We start from the raw sequence: 1,448 nt of genomic DNA on the forward strand, positions 1-1,448 counted from the left end.
CCTGGTTTCAACCGGTCGTTGCAACGCCTGCTGGTTGGAGTGACCGTAACTGCTCGTCGAGAGCTTCGGCGGGCGTCTTCCAGCCGAGGACCTTGCGGGGTCTGCTGTTGATCGCTGTCTGGACGGCGAGGAGGTCTTCGAGGTCCCAGCGGGACAGATCGGTGCCCTTGGGGAAGTACTGGCGCAGCAGGCCGTTGGTGTTCTCGTTCGTGCCGCGTTGCCAGGGCGAGTGGGGGTCGGCGAAGTAGACCGCAATGCCGGTGTCGATCTTGAACTGGACGTGCGCCGAGAGTTCTTTGCCGCGGTCCCAGGTCAGGGATCGCAGCAGTTCCTCGGGCATGGCGGTCATCGTCGATTGGAGCGCGTCCTTCATCGCGATGGCGCCGTAGCCGCCGAGTGCGGGCCCGTTCTTGACCGGCGGGACGGTTCCGTAGCCTTCGAGGCGGGGAAGGTGGACCAGGAGCGTGTATCGGCTGGTGCGCTCGACGACGGTGCCGATGGCGGAGCGGTTCAGGCCGATTATGAGGTCGCCCTCCCAGTGGCCGGGGACCGCTCGGTCCTCGACCTCGGCGGGTCGTTCGCTCAAGACGACATCGGCGGTGACGTGCCCTTGCGGCCTGTTCCGCGAGCGTTCACGGGGCTTGCGCAGCGCCCGGCCGGTCCGCAGGCAGGCCACCAGCTCACGCTTGAGCGCGCCGCGTCCTTGGATGTAGAGCGCCTGGTAGATCGCCTCGTGGCTGATGCGCATGTCCTCATCGTCGGGGAAGTCGACGACCAGCCGTCGACTAATCTGCTCCGGGCTCCAGGCCGTCGCCCAGCGGCGGTCTGCGCGGTGCGGCTTGTTCAGCCCTTTCCAGGTCGTCGGAGGGCCTGCGGCAGCCGTCCCGTCGGGATGGCGCAGTTGCCCGCTCAGCCGTGTCTGCACGTACTCCTTCAGCCGCGGGTTGCTCGCCAGCTTCGCCGGCTTGGGTCGCCGCGCGGCTACCTGCGCCTTCCACTGCGCCACGGTGGCCCGATACTCGCGCTTGCCGCTGCGGGTCGCGGCGTTGCGCCGCAGCTCCCGCGAGATCGTGCCCGGGTCCCGCTTGAGTTCCCGGGCGATCGCGCGGACACCCTGCCCCTGCGCCTTAAGCAGAGCAATCTCCTCGCGCTCGGAGAACGACAGGTAGCGGCCGGAGGGCTCGGCCAGACTCAACGGCGGCATGCCGCCAGCGTGACGAAACCAACGCACCGCAACGGGCGTCGACACACCGAGCTCGAGCGCCGCCTCCTCAGTGCGCTTGCCCTGCGCGATCAGCCGCCAGAACGCGCGCTCCACATGCCGCGCCGGCATCGGCCTCCCCGGCGAACGCATCGACGGCCGCAACGCCCGATCCGCCTGCTGCTGACGTCGTGCCATCAAACACCTCCACGATCACGAGGTGTTGCGACGATCAGTTGAATTCGCC

General features: G+C 68.3%; 1 protein-coding gene. It reads right to left on the reverse strand.

Annotated features, from left to right (window positions below; genetic code table 11):
* Positions 1 to 7: 7 nt before the first annotated feature.
* Complete coding sequence (locus ACZ6S5_RS34865) at positions 8 to 1,399, reverse strand: IS30 family transposase (protein ID WP_466006549.1); 1,392 nt, start codon at positions 1,397 to 1,399, stop codon at positions 8 to 10.
* Positions 1,400 to 1,448 lie beyond the last annotated feature (49 nt).

The organism is Micromonospora sp. NPDC051924 (assembly GCF_055586005.1).